Annotated in this window: 13 protein-coding genes; 11 read left to right on the plus strand and 2 right to left on the minus strand. The window is 67.3% G+C overall.

Translation table 11 applies throughout. The features are described from left to right. Positions 1–58 precede the first annotated feature (58 nt). Complete coding sequence (locus FOC84_RS30130) at positions 59–3,100, plus strand: hybrid sensor histidine kinase/response regulator (RefSeq protein WP_254241824.1); 3,042 nt, start codon at positions 59–61, stop codon at positions 3,098–3,100. A 132-nt stretch (positions 3,101–3,232) separates the two neighbouring features. Then, positions 3,233–3,931 carry a response regulator gene (locus FOC84_RS30135; protein ID WP_173148790.1) on the plus strand — a complete coding sequence of 233 codons (699 nt, stop codon included), beginning with the start codon at positions 3,233–3,235 and terminating at the stop codon, positions 3,929–3,931. Positions 3,932–3,950: 19 nt separating this feature from the next. Here the strand turns inward: FOC84_RS30135 and FOC84_RS30140 are convergent, their stop codons facing one another. Both FOC84_RS30140 and FOC84_RS30145 read right to left on the minus strand, forming a co-directional pair. Then, the gene (locus FOC84_RS30140) at positions 3,951–4,661 is read right to left on the minus strand and encodes a response regulator transcription factor (RefSeq protein WP_173148792.1); all 711 of its coding nucleotides are present in this window, start codon (positions 4,659–4,661) and stop codon (positions 3,951–3,953) included. Between the two features lie 138 nt (positions 4,662–4,799). After that, positions 4,800–5,117, minus strand: a complete 318-nt coding sequence (locus FOC84_RS30145; RefSeq protein WP_173148794.1) for a hypothetical protein — start codon at positions 5,115–5,117, stop codon at positions 4,800–4,802. Between the two features lie 563 nt (positions 5,118–5,680). On the opposite strand from FOC84_RS30145, the gene FOC84_RS30150 reads away from it, so the two are divergent. The 9 genes from FOC84_RS30150 to FOC84_RS30190 all read left to right on the plus strand — a co-directional run bounded on the left by FOC84_RS30150 (position 5,681) and on the right by FOC84_RS30190 (position 17,395). Continuing rightward, positions 5,681–8,755 (plus strand): ATP-binding protein, encoded by a 3,075-nt coding sequence (locus FOC84_RS30150; RefSeq protein WP_173148796.1) that lies wholly within the window; start codon positions 5,681–5,683, stop codon positions 8,753–8,755. Between the two features lie 120 nt (positions 8,756–8,875). Then, entirely contained in the window at positions 8,876–9,895 is a 1,020-nt protein-coding gene (locus FOC84_RS30155; protein WP_173148798.1) for a histone deacetylase family protein, read from the plus strand. 258 nt (positions 9,896–10,153) lie between these two features. Then, positions 10,154–10,888: a FadR/GntR family transcriptional regulator gene (locus FOC84_RS30160; protein WP_173148800.1), complete on the plus strand. Its 735-nt coding sequence runs from the start codon at positions 10,154–10,156 to the stop codon at positions 10,886–10,888. 187 nt (positions 10,889–11,075) lie between these two features. Beyond that, complete coding sequence (locus tag FOC84_RS30165) at positions 11,076–12,581, plus strand: ABC transporter substrate-binding protein (protein WP_173148802.1); 1,506 nt, start codon at positions 11,076–11,078, stop codon at positions 12,579–12,581. 85 nt (positions 12,582–12,666) lie between these two features. Next, positions 12,667–13,584: an ABC transporter permease gene (locus tag FOC84_RS30170; RefSeq protein WP_173148804.1), complete on the plus strand. Its 918-nt coding sequence runs from the start codon at positions 12,667–12,669 to the stop codon at positions 13,582–13,584. Then, positions 13,581–14,450: an ABC transporter permease gene (locus FOC84_RS30175; protein ID WP_173148806.1), complete on the plus strand. Its 870-nt coding sequence runs from the start codon at positions 13,581–13,583 to the stop codon at positions 14,448–14,450. The genes FOC84_RS30170 and FOC84_RS30175 overlap by 4 nt, the downstream gene beginning before the upstream one ends. Positions 14,451–14,454: 4 nt before the next feature. Further along, positions 14,455–15,453 (plus strand): ABC transporter ATP-binding protein, encoded by a 999-nt coding sequence (locus tag FOC84_RS30180; protein WP_173148808.1) that lies wholly within the window; start codon positions 14,455–14,457, stop codon positions 15,451–15,453. Beyond that, positions 15,450–16,262, plus strand: coding sequence for an ATP-binding cassette domain-containing protein (locus tag FOC84_RS30185; protein ID WP_173148810.1), 813 nt, complete (start codon positions 15,450–15,452; stop codon positions 16,260–16,262). The genes FOC84_RS30180 and FOC84_RS30185 overlap by 4 nt, the downstream gene beginning before the upstream one ends. Further along, positions 16,259–17,395 carry a YncE family protein gene (locus tag FOC84_RS30190; RefSeq protein WP_173148812.1) on the plus strand — a complete coding sequence of 379 codons (1,137 nt, stop codon included), beginning with the start codon at positions 16,259–16,261 and terminating at the stop codon, positions 17,393–17,395. Before FOC84_RS30185 ends, FOC84_RS30190 begins: the two co-directional genes overlap by 4 nt. The last annotated feature ends 1 nt before the right edge of the window (position 17,396 follow it).

Genomic DNA, 17,396 nt, shown 5'->3' on the forward strand with positions numbered 1-17,396 from the left:
ATTCCGGCCGGTTTGGTTCTATCATGGCGTCACCCATCCCGGCGGAGCCGAATCCAGCATGGCCGCGCAACCCCAAGACGTACGTGAGCCCGAGGCCCCCGGCCGGCCATCGCGCAGCGCCATCAGCATCCTGAACCGCTACCAACGCGCCCTGCTGTACGTGGGCGGCGCCGTGACCACCCTGGTGCTGCTGGCCGTCGCCGGCGTCATGGTGTTCGCGCAGGCCAAGGATTACGTCGCGGAACGCTACGCCGGCTTTGTGGTGCGCAAGGCGCTGCTGCAGACGGCGCTGGGCGTGCGCGAGGGGGCGTTTCGCATCGGCCTGTCGCACGAGGAATACGCCTGGCCCGGGCGCTCGTCGGCGGCCGCGCCCGATCTGGTGCAGGCCTTCGCGCGGCAGCAAGGGCGCATGGAGTTCCAGCGCAATCCCAACTTCCCGCCGGTGGTGGCGCTGGCCGACATCGAACCGGGCCGGCCTGCCGCGGCCTATCTGCCCTATCTGCACCTGACCGACGAGATCAGCTATTCCGCCGCGGCCTATGCCAAAGCGCTTTCGGTCAGCGGCTTCTTCTACAGCCCCGACCGCAGCTTCCTCGGCGTGGGTCCCATGTCCGAGACCGTGGACCCGCTGACGCTGGTGGGTGCGAAAAACGTCCCGGAACTGATACGGGCCATTGCCCCCGACCTGGGCGACCTGGACTCGCCCGAGGTCCAGCAACGCCTGATGGCGGCAGGCGGACCCCGCTGGCTGCCGCCGGCCGTCGACCCGCTGACGCGCAAGCTGTCCTTGCGGCTGTACCAGGCCGCAAGCAGCCAGGGCCGCATATTCGCCATCTTTGTCGCGATCTACCCAGCCGATGCCCTGAACGCCTATCTGACGACAACGCGCTACGAAGAAGCCGCCCTGATCGTCGACAAGGACGGACGCCAGCTCCTGCCCACGGACAGGGACGCGCAGGACCCGCGGCTCGCCGCCCGGATCCTGGACGCAGCGCGGCAAGATCCGTCCATGCGGTCGGATCTGCGTTACCGCGATGGTCTTTTCATCCTGGGTGAACAGGTCTCGGAGTCCGGCTGGAACCTGGTCTATGCATTTTCTTGGCGCACCATCGTTGCCGACCTATGGCCGCGGCTGGCCAGCTATGCGGCCGCGACGCTGCTCATGGTGGCCTTCGTCTGGGCCGTGCTGCTGCTGCTCGACCGCAAGGTCTTCAAGCCCGGCTATGCCCGGTCGCAACGCATATTCGAAAGCGAGAACCTGAACCGCACCATGGTCGCCACCGCGCCCTCGGGCCTCGCCCTGCTGTCGCTGAACACGGGCGAAGTGCTGCTGCAGAATGAGGTCATGCAGGGCTATGCCGCCAGCGGCGCGCCCGGTGGCCCGCCCCTGCATGCGCGCCTGCTCGCCCGCCATGGCGGCGCTCCGGAAGCCGCCGGCGGGCACGCCGACCTGGAACTCTCCTACCCGCGCGCCGACGGCAGCCGCAGCGATCTGCTGGTAAGCGCGGTGCGGACCAAGTACCAGGGCGTGGAGGTATTGCTCTGCAACTTTACCGACATCACCGCCCGCAAGCAGCTCGAACAAAAGCTGGAAGAGGCCCGTGTGGCCGCGGATACGGCGAACCAGGCAAAGTCTGCCTTCCTGGCCACCATGAGCCACGAGATCCGCACGCCGCTCAACGCCATCCTGGGCAATCTTGAACTGCTGGAGCGCTCCGGCCTGTCGGCGCCCCAGAGCGAGCGCCTGCGCGCCGTCACGTCGTCGTCGGCCACCTTGCTGGACATCATCAACGACATCCTGGATTTCTCCAAGGTCGAATCCGGACAGATGAGCGTGGAGTCGATTCCGTTCGACCTGGCCGACGCGGCCCGCCAAGTCATCGCCGTCTTTACGCCGGCCGCGCAGTCCAAGGGGCTGGAGCTGGATTGCATCATCGACGACGGCCTTGCCCCCCGCTACCTCGGCGACCCCACCCGCATCCGCCAGATCATGTTCAACCTGGTGGGCAACGCCATCAAGTTCACCTCGCGCGGCGACGTGCTGCTGGAGGTCTACCGCCAGGACGACGACGATCCGGACACGCCTGTGGTGATCGGCGTCAGCGACACGGGCATAGGCATGACCCCGGCGCAGCAGGCCACGCTGTTCCGGCCGTTCACGCAGGCCGATTCCTCCATCGCCCGGCGCTATGGCGGCACGGGGCTGGGTCTGGCGCTGTGCGGGCGGCTGGCCTCGCTGATGCACGGCAGCATCGCTGTCACCAGCAAGCCGCAAGAAGGCAGCACCTTCCTCGTCACCCTGCCCCTATGCCCTGCGCCCGCCGAGATCCCGGATGCTTCGGCGGACGCGGGCATGGCGCCGCAAGAGCCGGACCGTCCCATCGCTGCGCGCATCCTGGTGACTGACGACAACCCCGCCAACCGCGAATTGCTGAAGATGCAGCTGGAAACCCTGGGCTACCAGGCGGACTTGGCCGCGGACGGCAGCGCCGCCCTGGGGCGCTTCATGGAGCAGGCCTATGACCTGATGATCACGGACGTGAACATGCCTGGCATGGACGGCTATGCCGTGGCTCGCTGCCTGCGCGCACAGGGCGCGCAGGTACCCATCATCGCCTACACCGCCCACGTCGGCGCCCAGGAACAGCAGCAATGCCGCGACGCCGGCATAGACGCGGTATTGGTCAAGCCGCTGCTGCTGGGCAAGCTGGACGCCGCGATCCGACGCCTGCTGCGTCCAGGCGCGGCGCCTGCCCCTGGCGCGCGCGCCCGGGACGAGATCGCACAAGGCCCCCTGCCCGCGCGCGTTCATGAGGCCCTGGTCCTGTCGCTGCGGCAGTCGCTCGCGGCCATGCGCAAGGAGCTCGCCTCGATCCGGGCCGGCAATGCCCCCCAGAAGACCGAGGCCGGGGCGCATCTGCATTCCCTGCGCGGAGCCTACGCCATGATTCACGAGACGGCGCTGGCGGACCTGTGCGCGCACATGGAAGACCTGGTTCGCAGCCAGCGTACCGAAGCCCTGGCTGACGCCCTGGATGCCTTCGAGCCCATGGCAGAGGCGGCGCTGACAAGGCGCGAACCCCGCGACAGCGAAAAATAGGCTTAGTCCTATTCGAATGGGGCCCGCAATCGGACCTGGCTGCTTATCCGCCAGGGCCCGCGCCCATACAGTCTGTGCTGCGCCGCCTAGCCGCGCCTGGCGGCCTCGCCAGCCTTGCTCCTACCTAGTTCCATGATGAAGCCACTCAATCTACGCGTCGTGGTCGCCGACGACCATCCCGCCGTGCGCGCCGGCATACAGCACACGCTGGCTACCAGCAGCACCGTATCCGTGATCGGCGCGGCCCGCGACTCCACCGAACTGATGGAGATGCTGAGCCAGCATCCGTGCGAAGTCCTGATTTCCGACTATTCCATGCCTGGCGGCAGGTTCGGCGACGGCGTCACGCTGTTCGGCCTGATCCGGCAACGCTATCCCGCCCTGAAAATCGTCGTGCTCACCATGCTGGAAAGCCCTGGCATCGTGCACTCGCTATTGAACCTCGGCATCCCCGCCGTCCTCAGCAAGTCGGATTCGCTGAACCATCTATTGCCGGCGATACATGGCGCCCATGCCAACGGCCGCTATCTTTCGCCGCGAATCTCCGAGCTGGCCAACGCACTGGATCGCGGCGACTACGGCATCCACATGCTGACCCGGCGCGAGCTGGAGGTGGTGCGTCTGTTCGTGTCCGGCCTGACGATCAATGAAATCGCCGAGCGCCTGCATCGCAGCAAGAAGACCATCAGCACGCAGAAAGGCACCGCCATGCTCAAACTTGGATTGGAGCGCGACATCGAACTGCTGCGCTACGGCATCGAATCAGGATTGATCAGCGCCAGTCCATCCGCAGGCCCTGCCGCCGCAGCGCAAGAACCGAGGTCGACGTAAACCCATGCGCGCATGGACCTTAGCCTGGCGTGCCTGAAGCCTGCTCCTGCCCCGCCGGCGCGGACTCCTCGGCCAGCGTGGCCGTCAAGCCGTTCTCCATCGCGTACCGGAACAGGTCGACCTCGCGCTCGATGCCGAGTTTTTCCATGGCCTTCGCCTTCTGGGTGCTGATGGTCTTCTTGCTGCGATGCAGGCGCTCGGCGATTTCATTGATGGTGAAGCCCGAGGCGTATAGCCGCACGACCTCGGACTCGCGCTGGCTCAACACGCTTTCGGCATTGCGCCCGCGCCGGTTCCAGTCTATGGACTGGATGACCTTGTTGGCGCTGGGCGAGTAGTACTTCCCGCCAGTGTGAGCGGCGTGGATGGCCGGGATCAGGTGCGCCAGCGCGTCGGACTTGCTGACGATGCCGCCTATGCCCAGCGTGACCAGCGTATGCATGACCGCCGCATTGTCCAGCATGGTCAGCACCACCAGCTTCAGCTGCGGATAGCGCCGCTGCAGCAAGCCGAACAGCGAGGCGCCATCGCCGAAGTCGCCGGCGGGCATGGAATAGTCGGACACCACCACATCGCAAGGCACGCGATCCAGCAGCGCGACCAGTTCAGTGGAGTTGGCCGCCGCGCCCACCAGTGAAATCGTGGCGACCTCGGCCAGCGCATGCTGTACGCCCGCGAGCATGCCGGGATGGTCATCCGCCAGCATTACCTTGATCTTGAATTCGTCCATGTCCGAGTCTCTAGGGACTGTTCATCTGAATTGGAGCCCTTGCACGGGCCCCTGGGGCCGGCGGTCCTCTGCCGGCCCGATGCATGACTTTACGCGGCCGGCGTCCGCGCACGCTTGCGCGGGCGCTGGCGGCTAGGGCTAGTCGTAGGCCAGCGTAACGATGGCTTTGGCCGGTCCCGCCAGAGGATGCGTCCGGCTCGCCGTCAAAGCCAGCGCGCCGCCACCCGCTGGCAGATGGCAGGCCGCATCTGGCTGCATGCGCACGCCCGAGCACGCCAAGCCGTACGACGCATCATCCAGGCTCCGCAGGCTGACGGTCGCGCTACTGCGCTCGACCCGCGCACCCAGGAACTGCAGCGTCGCCCCGGCCGGCGCCAGCCGCAGATCGTGCGTGAACGAAGCCGCCGAAACTCCCCCTGTGAACGTAATGGTTCCCGAGGCGGAATGAGCCGTCATGGGGATCACACCCGCCGCCAACAAGCCTGCCATGACCATACGAATAGAAACCCTCGCAGGATGCCTCATGTCAACTCCTCAACAAATGCGGCAGGGGCGCCGCAAATACTTCCGTGATGTCTTGATAACGGCTGCCAGCCGCCACGATTGAGAGCGGCCGCTGCCGGGCGCACCACTGACAGGCCCTGCGCTTGCGCCGCGACAAACCCGCGGGGCAAGGCTTCGTGGGATCACGGCTCGGCCGCCTGTCCTGACGCGACGCAAAGAAGCGGGGCAGATTTGAGTCAGCCTGGCGGCCGGCCGCCGCATGATCGGACCGGGCCGCACATGCAGGCGCTGGATCCGCGTAACGATCCGCAGCCTGCCCGGAGTCCTGTCTTGTGGCGAATTCATAAGCCTCGTCCTAGTTCATGCGACTTTGATATAGGACCAGTCCGAATACTGCAAAACAAATGCAAATATAGCCCTGAAAACGGATTACAAGCCGGATTTTCATGGGATTCTTCGCTTCTGCATCAAGCGCGCCACACCTCCACGCGCGCGACCCATACCGATAGACCGATATGCCTAACTCCACCGCCACGGCCGGACTTGGCGATTTGCAAGACCTGCTCAGCGCGGGCGTGCAACATGCCAGGGAACTCAGCCTCCTCGCCCGCTATCACTCCGTGATGCTGTTCGGCGGCGGCATGGTGCTGTCCGTCCTGATCGTGCTTGCAGCCTGCCTGGTTCTATACAACGCGGCGCATGCCGCCATCGCCAGGCTGCACACGGAACTCATGGCGCACCAGTCTCTGGTGAACCTGGATCTCGAAGGCAAGCAGACCGCCATGCGGCGTGGCGTCATCAATGCCGAGCTGCTCTGGAAGGCGCGGCCCGTCCCGACGCGCGAAACCGAGGCCGCGTTCCGCGCCGGCCATGGCCGGGTCCAGCTGCAAGCCAGCGTCGGCCTCACTCCCATTCTGGCGGTAGCCGATGCCGCGGCGGCCGATGCCGCGGCGGCCGATGCCGCGGCGGCCGATGCCGCGGCGGCCGACAAGCACGCCCGCTACCTGGGCATGCTGGAACTGCAGGCGTATACGGCGACCGCCAGCCAACAGGAAAGAAGATCGCCGCTGATGGCATACGGATACAGCCCCAACCTGCGCTTCCTGGCCCTGATGCCCGCACCGCGCATGGACTTTCCGCAACTGCTGGAGCGCGTCGGCGCCTCGGATACCGCTGACCTCATCAGCCGCCTGTCCTATGATCTGGGCGCCTTGGAGGATCCAGACCTGGCCGCGCTATGGGCCTCGACCCGCCGCATCTTGTGGCAACCTCCCGCGCTCAATCCTTTGACGGGCCAGAACGTAATCAAGCTCGTCGAACCCGCATTCGACGGACTTCAGCCTTTTTTCATCTTCGTGAGCGACTATCCCGTCGGCGCCTTGGCCGCGCGCCTGGACGGCATCCCCGCCGGCACGGCCGTGGCGCTGGTGGATGGCGACGGCCGCATTCTGCTTGAAGCCGACCGCGCGCGGTCCATCACTCACCCGGATGGGCCAGTGCGCACGGCCCTGACCTCCCACTCATGGAAGCAAACCGGACCAAAACCGCAGACGCACTACCAGCATGGCATCTTCAGTGTCAGCGGCCCGCTGCTGGACACCGGCTGGACCCTGGTGTACGCCTATCCCTGGCGCACCGTCGCCGCCGCGCTCCTGCCCAGCCTGGCGCTGTATCTGACCGTGACCATCCTGCTGCTCAGCACGCTCTGGGCGCTGTTGCTGTGGTTCAACCGCAAGGCGCTGGTCCCCGTGTATCGCCGCTCCCAGCACGTGTTCGAAAGCGAGCACATGAATCGCTCCATCATCGCATCGGCGCAGTTCGGCGTGGGCCTGGTGTCGTGCGCGAGCGGCAAGGCGCTGCTACAGAACGCGATGATGCAGCGCTACTCCGCCCGAGCCGCCGCCGGCGTGTCGCTGCACGGCTTGCTGCGCGACTGCCATGACCGCGGCGACCGCGACGCCTGGGTCCAGCGCGACCGCGAAGTCACCTTGAAGCTGGACGACGGCCGCGAGTGCGAGCTGCTGGTCAATATCGTCAAGACGCGCTACCACGGCGACGACGTGCTGCTGTGCAGCTTCTCTGATGCGACGGCGCGCAAGGACATCGAGAAGCGGCGCGAAGACGCCAGGATCGCCGCCATCGACGCTGCCCGGGCCAAGTCCGTATTCCTGGCGACCATGAGCCACGAAATCCGCACACCCTTGAATCTGGTGCTGGGCCATCTGGAACTGCTGGACCGGGATCCGAACGCCGTGGGCCAAGGCGGACGCCTGCGCACCGTCCGCGAGGCCTCGCGCGCGCTGGTCGATCTGATCAATGACATCCTGGACGTGTCGCGGATGGAGTCCGGCCAGATGACGATCGAGCGCATACCGTTCGATCTGGCGCAGGTCGCCACCCAGGTCGTCGCCATGTTCGAGCCCGCCGCCCGCGCCAAGGGATTGCGGCTGTCGTTCAAGCCCCACAGCGGACTCGCGCAGTTTTATGCCGGCGACCCGACCCGCATACGCCAGGTCCTGATCAACCTGGTGGGCAATGCCGTCAAGTTCACCGAAGCCGGCGAAGTGGAAATTACCGCGACGCCCGGCCGGGGTCTGGCCGGCGGAACCGGCGTGCAGCTGCGCGTGCGCGACACCGGAATCGGCATGACGCCCGAGCAGGCGGCGCGCGTGTTCACCCTGTACGCGCAAACCGACGGGTCGATAAGCCGCCGCTACGGCGGCACCGGACTGGGATTGCCGATCAGCAAGAAGCTGGTCGAAATGATGGACGGGACGCTGTCCGTCGCTTGTTCCACCGGTAGAGGCAGCGTCTTCAGCGTGGCGTTGCCGCTGCAAGCCTGCCAACAAACGGCTGCCGCGGCGCCACTGCCCGCCGGCCCGGTCGGCCCGCGCGCAGCCCCCGCGTCTCGCGGACTGGCGCAGGACATCCGCGTGCTGGTGGTCGACGACCACCCCGCCAACCGCGAGCTGATCCTGGATCAGCTCGCCGCCCTGGGCATAGCCGCCGACGCCGCCGAAGGCGCGGCCGCCGCGATGCGCTGGGTAAGAATGCGCCGCTACGACATGGTGCTGACGGATATCTCCATGCCGGAGATCAATGGCTACGCCCTGGCGCAGTTCCTGAGAGCGCGCGGCCCTGCGCTCCCTGTCGTTGCGGTCACGGCGCACGTGGAACCCGACGAACTGCACAGCAGTGCGGCGGACTTTGACGCAATATTGCTCAAGCCTCTGTCGCTACGGGCGCTGCAACGCACGATACGCGAGCACATTCCACAGGCTCCGCTTGGCGATGAACCCCTTGCCTTTACCGATCCGGCGACGCTGCCGCCGGATCCGGCGGTGCTGGCCGCACTGGACTCCAGTCTGAGCGCCTCGCTGGCGGCGATCCGCGACGCACTGGAGCGGGGGGACTTTCAAGGCGTGCGCGAACAGTGCCATTCGATCCGGGGAGCGTTCGCCATGATAGGAAAGACCGCCGTGGCCGAACTCTGCATGCAGATGGGACAGCACGCCGTGGCCCAAGACCGCGCCAAGCTCGATGAGCGGCTGCCGGACCTGGAGACCGCCGCGCGCGCGGCCCTGCGCTGAATCCTGGGTGTTGCCGATTGTCCTCCGGCGCGCGGCCACGTATAACGTCGTCTTGGCCGCCTGCCCAGGACCACCCGCCTGGCAGGCCCTGCGTCAACCCCCAACCAGGTGTCATCCAGCATGAAGGCATACTTCCACGACGACCAGAAACTGCACCATCCGCAGACCTATTTCTCGCGCGGCAAGATGCGCACGCCCCAGGAAGTGCCGTCGCGCCTGGACGCGTTGGCAGAGGCCGCGCGCAAGCTGGGCTTTGACGTGCAGGCGCCGCCCGACCAGGGCGCCGGCGCGATTTCGGCGGTCCACACGCTGGACTACCTGCGTTTCCTGCAAGGGGCGCACGCTGCCTGGAAACAGCTGCCCGACGATTGGGGCGACGAAGTCGTCTCCAATGTCTTCGTGCGCGAACCCAACGCCCTGCGCGGCGTGCTGGCCCAGGCCGCGCGCTACCTGGCCGACGGCAGTTGCCCGGTCGGCCAGCACACCTGGCACTCGGCCTACTGGTCGGCGCAATGCGCCATCGCCGGCGCCGACACGTTGTTGGCGGGCGAGCGCCACGCCTATGCCATCTGCCGCCCGCCCGGCCACCATGCGCGGCGCGACGCGGCCGGCGGCTTCTGCTATTTGAACAATGCCGCCATCGCCGCCCAGCGCCTGAGCTCGCGCTTTCCGCGCGTGGCGATCCTGGACACCGACATGCATCACGGCCAGGGCATCCAGGAGATCTTCTACGAGCGCAGCGACGTGCTGTACGTATCCATCCACGGCGACCCCGAAAACTTCTACCCCGTGGTCGCCGGCCATGAAGACGAACGCGGCGCGGGCGCCGGCTACGGCTACAACATCAACCTGCCCATGCCGCATGGTTCGCCGGAATCGGTGTTCTTCGACAAGCTGGACCAGGCGCGCCGCGCCATCGAACTGTTCCAGCCCGACGCCCTGGTCCTGTCGCTGGGTTTCGACATCTTCGAGAAAGACCCGCAGGCCATGGTCGCCGTCAGCGAGAACGGCTTCGAACGCCTGGGCCGGGAAGTCGGCGGCCTGAAACTGCCGACCCTGATCGTGCAGGAAGGCGGCTATTACATCGAAGGCCTGGAATCGAACGCCTCGCGCTTCTTCGGCGGACTGGCTTCGGCCTGACCCCATGCGCTGCCGGCGTCCCGCCGCGGACGCCGGCTGCAAGCCACCGCCGCAGGGAAACGCGGCGCTAGTGGTTTTCCCTAAAAATGGAAAAGCCCGGTTCACAAGCCGGATCGCCTCCGGTACATTTCGTCCAGTGGCCTGACCACTGGGCCACCAGATATCCAGACACTCCTGGCGCTCTCCGGGGCGCCATGCAAGACAAGCCCGGACAGACCCATTACCCTCTACCTCCCGATCACCCACCCGACCGCAACAATGACCTCTCTCCAGGCCGTCGCCTCCACCCGCCTCTACCGCATGATTGCCGACCAGATCGCCGCGCGCATCAAGGCGGGCGACTTCCCCGCGGGCGGGCGGCTGCCGGCCGAGCGCGAGCTGGCCGAACAGTTGCAGGTCAGCCGCGCCTCGGTGCGCGAAGCGCTGATCGCGCTGGAAATCGAAGGCTATGTGGAGGTCCGAGTGGGCACGGGCGTGTTCGTGAACCCGGCGCGCGAAGACGGCCAGTACCAGTCGCCGCAGCAGGCGCCGCTTGCCGCCAACGGCGTCGAAGCCACCGATATCGGCCCCTTCGACCTGCTGGAAACCCGCTTGCTGCTGGAGCCCGAGTGCGCGGCCCTGGCGGCGCAGAAGGCATCGCCGGCCCAGATCGCGGCGATCCGCGCGGCCCACGACGGCATGTCCCTGACCGAATCGCCCAGCGTCCACGACCGCGCCTTCCACAGCGCGATCGGCGCGGCCTGCGGCAACGCGGCGCTGGCCGCGGCAATTTCCCATATCTGGCACCTGAGCACGCTCAGCCCGGTATTCAACCGCCTTGAAGAACACTTCGTGACCACCAAGGTGTGGAGCGAAGCCCAGCAGGAACACGAACGCATCCTCGCGGCCATTTCCGACCGCGATCCCATCCGCGCGCGCCACGCCATGCACGACCACCTGGTTGGCATCCTGGCGCGCCTGCGGGAAGACTTCGGCAGCGTTGGGATCCGATGATTTGATGAACGCCTGAATCCTGGCCTGACGCCCAGGCCCCCTCCCTGACCGACCGTGCAAGCACCGCCGGCGCAAGACGCGCCGCCTGCGGCAAGGGGAGCGGCTTGCCCGCCGATACGCAAACAGCAGTTCCGCAGCACCCGCAGTACCCGTAAGTCCAATACCTAAAACACATCAAGGTGAAAACATGCAGCTGACCCGTACCGTGAAGCTTTTGAGCGCGGCGCTATTGGCGCTTGGCGCCCATGCCGCCCAGGCCAACAAGGCTGACAACTCCCTCAACATCGCCTTCGACGCAGCGCCCGCCACGCTGGACGCCTACAAGGAATCGGACCGTCCGGGCCTGGCGCTGGCGCGCATGGTGTTCTCGGGGCTGCTGCAGAAAAACCAGGACACGGGCGAATTCGGCCCGGCCATCGCCACCGGCTACAAGTTCGTGGACGACACCACCATCGAACTGCCGATCCGCAAGGACGTGAAGTTCCATGACGGCTCGCTGCTGACCATCGACGACGTGCTGTACACGTTGAACCTGGTGTCATCCGAAGGCTACAAGGCGCGCTTCCAGAACCAGGTCGCCTGGATTGCCAAGGCCGAGAAAGCGTCCGACGACACGGTCCGCATCAAGATGAAGACGCCCTACCCGCTGGCGCTGGAGATGCTGTCGGAGAACCTGCCGATCTATCCGCGCAAGTACTACGAGGCCAACCAGTCCGACATGGGCGCCAAGCCCATCGGCACCGGCCCCTACCGCCTGGTCGAAAGCCAGCCCGGCAGCCGCTACGTCTACGAACGCTTCGAGGACTATTTCGGCGCCAAGCCCGCCGTGCAGAAGCTGGTGGTGCGCGTGCTGCCGGACGCCAACACCCAGTACGCCGAGATGCTGTCCGGCGGCCTGGACTGGATCTGGCGCGTGCCGCCGGACGTGGCCAAGCGCATGGAAAAGCAGCCGGCCGTCACGGTCAAGAGCAGCAGCATCATGCGCATCAGCTATATCTCGCTGAACCCGCGCGCGGACGACGGCAAGTCGCCGCTGGCCAAACAGGAAGTGCGCCAGGCCATCAACTACGCCATCGACCGCGAAGCCATCCGCAAGGCATTGGTCGGCGGCGCGTCCAAGGTGATCAACGCAGCCTGCAACCCGGCGCAGTTCGGCTGCGCCGCCGATGTGCAGACCTACAAATTCGACCCCGCCCGCGCCAAGCAGCTGCTGGCCCAAGCCGGCTATCCCAACGGCGTGACCCTGGACCTGGTGATCTCGGCGCCGCCGCGCGCCATCCTGGACGCCGCCGCCGCGCAGATGGCGCAGGCCGGCATCAAGCTGAACCTGGTCGAGCAGCAGTACGGCACCGCCATGACCAACTGGCGCGAAGGCAAGATCGCCATGCTGTCGTCCAACTGGGGGTCCTACGGCATCGCCGACGCGGCGCTGTCGACCAGCAACTTCTTCCGCGGCGGCCCGGACGACCAGGCGCGCAATCCGGAAGTGATCAAGTTCCTGGAAACCGCCGACACCTCCGTGGACCGCGAACTGCGCGCCAAGAACTACGCCGCCGCCCAGAAGATCGTGGCCGACCAGGCCTACTGGGTGCCGCTGTGGAACCACTCGCTCAACGCCGTGCAGTCCAAGGACCTGAATTTCTCGGTCGACGGCGACGAGTTCCCGCGTTTCTACAAGGCCCGCTGGAACTGACCGGCCCCGCCGGCATGGCCCCGTTCCCACGCCCTGAGGGGCGCGAGCGGCGGCCAATCCGGCGCATACCGTCATAGGTAGCCCCATGATTGCATTCCTGTTTCGCCGCCTGGTGGTGTCCGCGCTGCTGGTGGTGTTCGTCTCGCTGATCAGCTTCTCGCTGGTGTTCGCTTCCGGCAATCCGGCTGCGCGCCTGGCCGGCGAAGGCAGCGCCGCCGACGCCGCCCGGCTGGCCCAGCTGCACGGCTTCAACGATCCCATCCTGGTGCAGTACGGCCGCTGGCTGGGCGGCGTCGCCCGCGGCGATTTCGGCGACAGCCTGTACTTCAGCCGCCCGGTGGCCGAACTGCTGACCCAGCATTTCCCGGCCACCGCCAAGCTGGGCCTGGCCGCCATGCTGTTCGCGCTGCTGCTGGCGATTCCGCTGGGCGTGCTGGCCGGTTTGCGCCGGGGCTCGCTGATCGACCGCGCCACCATGCTGTTGTCGGCCTGCGCCCAGGCCATGCCGCCGTTCTGCCTGGCCTTCCTGCTCATCATCGTCTTCAGCGTGCGCAACCAATGGCTGCCGGCCTCGGGCTTTGACAGCTGGAAGCACTATGTGATGCCCGTGACCGCGCTGGGCCTGTTCGCCATGCCGGCGATGCTGCGCCTGATGAAGTCCGAAATGGAAACCGTGCTGGCCACCGACTACATCCGCACCGCCCGCGCCATGGGCCTGGGCGGTCCCAGCGTCGTGCTCAAGTACGCGTTGCGCAACGCGCTGCGGCCGCTGGTGTCGCTGGCCGCGGCCCAGATGGGCACGCTGCTGGCCGGCTCCGTCGTCATCGAGACCGTGTTCGCCATCAACGGCGCGGGCCTCTTGGCCTGGACTTCGATCCTGCGCGGCGACTTTCCCACGATGCAGGCGCTGATCCTGATCTTCGCCCTGATCTACATCGTCCTGACCCTGGCCGCCGACCTGATCAACGGTTGGCTCGACCCCCGCGTGCGAGTTTCATCATGAGCAGCGTCATCGCCTCCTCCTTTCCCGTCCGCTCCCGCGGCGAACGCGCGGCGCGCGTGGGCCGCGGCTTCGGCCTGGCCATGCTGGCGCTGCTGGTGCTGGCCGGCCTGCTCGGTCCTTATCTGATCCCGCATGACCCGTACACGCAGGACCTGCTGGCGCGGCTGCAGGAACCCGTCTGGGCCGAAGACGGCAGCTGGAACCACATCCTGGGCACCGACCAGCTGGGCCGCGACGTGCTGGCGCGCGCGCTGTACGGCGTGCGCGTGTCGGCGCTGATCGGCCTGTCGGTCGCGCTGATGGGCGGGCTGATCGGCACCACGCTGGGCGTGGCCGCGGGCTACTTCGGCGGCGCAATCGACCGCGTCGTGTCCTTCCTGATCACCGCGCGCCTGGCGCTGCCCATCATCCTGGTGGCGCTGGCGGTGGTGTCGGTGGTCGGCGCATCGCTCACCGTGGTGGTGCTGGTGCTGGGCCTGCTGCTGTGGGAACGCTATGCGCTGGTGGCCCGCACCATGGCGGCCGGCCTGCGCAATGCCGAGTTCGTCACGGCGTCGCGCCTGCAAGGCTGCACCCACCTGCAGATCATCTGGCGCGACATTCTGCCCAACCTGGTGGGCAACCTGCTCATCATCGGCACCGTGGACGCCGCCATGGCGATCACCCTGGAGGCATCGCTGTCGTTCCTGGGCCTGGGCGTGCCGGCGCCGATGCCGTCGCTGGGTCTGATGATCGCCGAAGGCAAGGAAAACATGCTGTTCCAGCCTTCGTTGGTGGTGATCCCCAGCGTGGTGCTGTTCGTGCTGGTGCTGTGCGTGAACCGCGCCGGCGAATCGCTGCGCGCCGTGCAAATGAAGAAAGGCTGATCCCATGACCGACACCAGCCATCCCCTGCTGCGGGTCCAGGACCTGCACATCGACATCCAGACGCCCACCCACGTCAAGCACGTGGTGCGCGCGGTGGACTTCAGCCTGGAGCGCGGCAAGACGCTGTGCATCGTCGGCGAATCGGGCTGCGGCAAGTCGCTGACCGCGCTGGCGCTGCTGGACCTGCTGCCGGCAGCCGCGCGCCGCCGCGTCGCCAAGCTGGAGTTCGCCGGCCAGGACCTGGCGTCGCTGACTCCCAAGGCGCTGGCGCAGCTGCGCGGCGCGCGCATCGCCATGATCTTCCAGGATCCGATGACCTCGCTGAATCCGGTGTTCCCCATCGGCACCCAGTTGGTGGACGTGCTGCGCCGGCACAAGCGCGTCAGCCGCCGCGAGGCCGAGGAACGCGCCGAATACCTGCTGCGCCGCGTCGGCATCGCCAATCCCGACGAGCGCATGCGGCAGTATCCCTTTGAACTGTCGGGCGGCCTGCGCCAGCGCGTCATGATCGCCATGGCGCTGATGTGCGGCCCCGAATTGCTGATCGCCGACGAACCCACCACCGCCCTGGACGTGACCGTGCAGGCCGAGCTGCTGGACCTGCTGCGCGACATCCAGGCCGAGTTCGGGCTGGGCATGGTGTTCATCTCGCACGACATGGGCCTGGTGGCGCGCATCGCCGACCACGTCATCGTCATGTACGCGGGCGACATCGTCGAAGGCGGCAGCGTGCGCGAAGTGCTGGAGCGACCCAGCCATCCCTATACGGCGATGCTGCTGAACTGTATTCCCCAGCCTGGCCGCACCGCGCCGCGCGCCGACCTGCCCACCATCGCGGGCGCCGTGCCGTCGCTGGACAGCGCCATCCGCGGCTGCGCCTTCCGCGAGCGCTGCCCGGCGGCCGAGGCCCGCTGCGCCCAGCCCTTCCCCGCGCGCGTGCAGGGCGGACACCGCTGCCTGTGCATCAAACCCGGCGCGCTGCGCCATGGAGCCGTGGCATGAGCCTGCAACCGACGCCCTCCGCCAGCATCAGCCTGAACGCGCTGTGCTTCCAGTACGGCCGCGCGGGCCTGTTCTCGCGCCGGCCCGCGCCGCGCATCCTGCATGACATCGACCTGCACGTGCCGGCCGGCCAGACCATCGGCCTGGTGGGCGAATCCGGCAGCGGCAAGTCCACCATCGCCAAGCTGATGCTGGGCCTGTTGGCGCCCACGCAAGGCCAGGCGCTGCTGGACGGCAAGCCGCTGGCGGCGATGCCGGCGCGCGCCCGCGCCCGCCGCATCCAGATGGTGTTCCAGGATCCGTACTCTTCGCTCAATCCGCGCCGCACCATCAACGAAATCCTGACCGCGCCGCTGCGCACGCATGGCATCGGCAATGCAGCATCGCAGGCTGCCTCGGTGCGGCGGATGATGGACGCCGTGGGCCTGGTGCCGGCCTTCGCCGCGCGCTATCCGCGCGAGCTGTCGGGCGGCCAGCGCCAGCGCGTGGCGATCGCCCGCGCGCTGATGCTGGAGCCGCAACTGCTGATCTGCGACGAACCCACTTCCGCCTTGGACGTATCGGTGCAGGCGCAGATCCTGAACCTCTTGATGGAGCTGCAACGCGAACGCGGCCTGGGCTATCTGTTCATCAGCCACAACCTGGCCGTGGTGCAGCACATTGCCGACGAGATCGTGGTGCTGCAAGGCGGCCGCGTGGTCGAGCGCGGCCCCGCCAGCCAGGTGTATTTCGAGCCGGTCCACCCGTATACCCGGCAGCTCATCGGCGCCACCCTGGCGGTGCCGCAGGCGCAGGAGCTCGCGGCATGAACCCACAAGGCGCACGCCACCTGCTGCTGGTCGGCAACGATCAGAAAGTCACCTGGGACGACGGCCAGATCCGTTTCCTGGCGCCCGGCAACGACAGCCTGTGCGTCTACGACGCGGCGGCCAACCCCGCCGCGCCCGAACTCGTCGCGACCTTGTCCCTGCCCAATTCGCTGTTCGGCCCGCCGGTCAATCTGGCGGTCACGCCGGACCAACGCCTGGGCCTGATCGCCGATTCCATGGACTGGCGCGCGCGCGCCGACGGCAACGGCTGGCAGCCCGAGCCGGGCCGCGGCCTGTACGTGATCGACCTGGAGGCCAGCCCGCCCGCCATCGTTCAGCGGCTGGAGACCGGGCTGCAGCCTTCCGGCCTTTCCATCAATCGCGCCGGCACGCTGGCGCTGGTGGCCAACAAGGCTGGCCGCTCGGTGTCGGTGCTGCGCATCGCCGGCAAGCGCGCCGAGGTCTGCGGCGAGGTGGACCTGGGCACCCCGGTCGTGGCCGTGTCCTTTTCCGCCGACGGCCGCCGCGCCTTCGTGGTCAAGACCGACACACACCGCCTGGGCGTGCTGCATATCGACGAAAGCGGCGCGCAGCCCCTGGTGACGCACGATCCCGCCGAAGACCTGACCACGGGTCTCGTGCCGTTCAACCTGGTGGTGTCGCCCGACGGCGCGCTGGCGCTGGTGGTGGACATGGGCAGCCCGACCGCCTCGGACGGCCACGCGGATTCGGTCAGCGTGGTGGACCTGCGCGCCGACCCGCCGCGCGTGATCGACCGCGTCATGGTCGAGGACGGCCCGGAAGGCATCGCCATCAGCCCCGACGGCCGTTATGCGGCGGTCGCCATCGTGCAAGGTTCCAACAACCCGTCCAGCGCCTGGTTCCACCACCCGCGCGGACAGATCGTATTGCTGCGTATCGACGGCCAATCCGTGACCCGCGCCGGCGCCATGGATGTCGGCGCGCTGCCCGAAGGCGTGGCCTTCAGCCCCGACAGCCGTTACCTGTACGTCGGCAACTTCCTGGATGCCGAAATGCAAATCCTCGCCGTGGGCGACCACGGCCTGAGCGATACGGGCACCCGCATCGCCCTGCCCGGACGGCCCGCCTCGATGCGCGCCCAATCCTACTGAC

This window comes from Achromobacter pestifer, assembly GCF_013267355.1.
GTDB lineage: Bacteria > Pseudomonadota > Gammaproteobacteria > Burkholderiales > Burkholderiaceae_B > Achromobacter > Achromobacter pestifer_A.